Below are 753 nucleotides of genomic sequence, written 5' to 3'. Positions count from 1 at the left end.
CGGGCTGCGCGCCTGGATCGCCTGCAGCGCCGCCAGCGGCGAGAGTGTCAGGCCGTTCCAGTCCAGCACTGCAGCGCTCGCCTGCAGCCGGCCGCTCCAGGCGGTGGTGGCATAGGACGAGGACAATGCGCTGCCGAGCACCGGGATGCTGCGCTTGATCTCGTTCTCGAGCCGGCCATAGCCGAAAGCGGCGGCAAGATTGACCGGCCCGAGCCGGGTCGTGCCGTAGAGGCCGGCCTGGAAGACATCGGCCTCGGCCTTGCCGAGACCGCCGGCAAGCGAGGACCGGGCGCTGCCGCCGGAGACCGCAAAACCCGCGACCGTGCCGGGCATGATCCTGAAATCGGCGCCGACGGCGAGATGCGCATCGTCGAGATCGCGCTTGGCCGAGCCGGTTCGGGCCGAGCCATCGCTGCGGCCGACCGAGCCGAAGGCCGCGCCCCAGACGGTATAGGCCGGGCTGTCGAGCCGCGCTGCCGGGGCCGGCAGATCAGCACCCTTGCGGACGAGGCCGGAGAAGGTGGCTTCGCCGGGAGCGGGTCCCGCGCTGCCACGGCCCGCCGCGAAGGGATCGAGCATGACGCGCAGGAACTGGTCGGCGGCCGAGACCGCCATGGCCGGTGCTGCGGTATGGGCCTCGCCCGAAAGCTGGTTCACTGCCCCGGGAATCGCTGCCGCCGGCAGGTTGTAGATGCCGAACAGCCCCGACGGATCGGCCCCGCCCGCCACCGCCCTGTCGATTCCGGCGGCCAC

Annotated in this window: 1 protein-coding gene; it reads right to left on the bottom strand. The window is 72.2% G+C overall.

Translation table 11 applies throughout. The features are described 5' to 3' along the window. Positions 1-753: autotransporter outer membrane beta-barrel domain-containing protein (locus AC1DIO_RS35375; RefSeq protein WP_476854952.1), on the bottom strand; the 753-nt coding region annotated here is incomplete at both ends.

This window comes from Allobosea sp. 05T439 (assembly GCF_056396005.1).
Note: the sequence above shows the minus strand (reverse complement) of the source record. Positions and strands in the feature narration are given on the sequence as shown.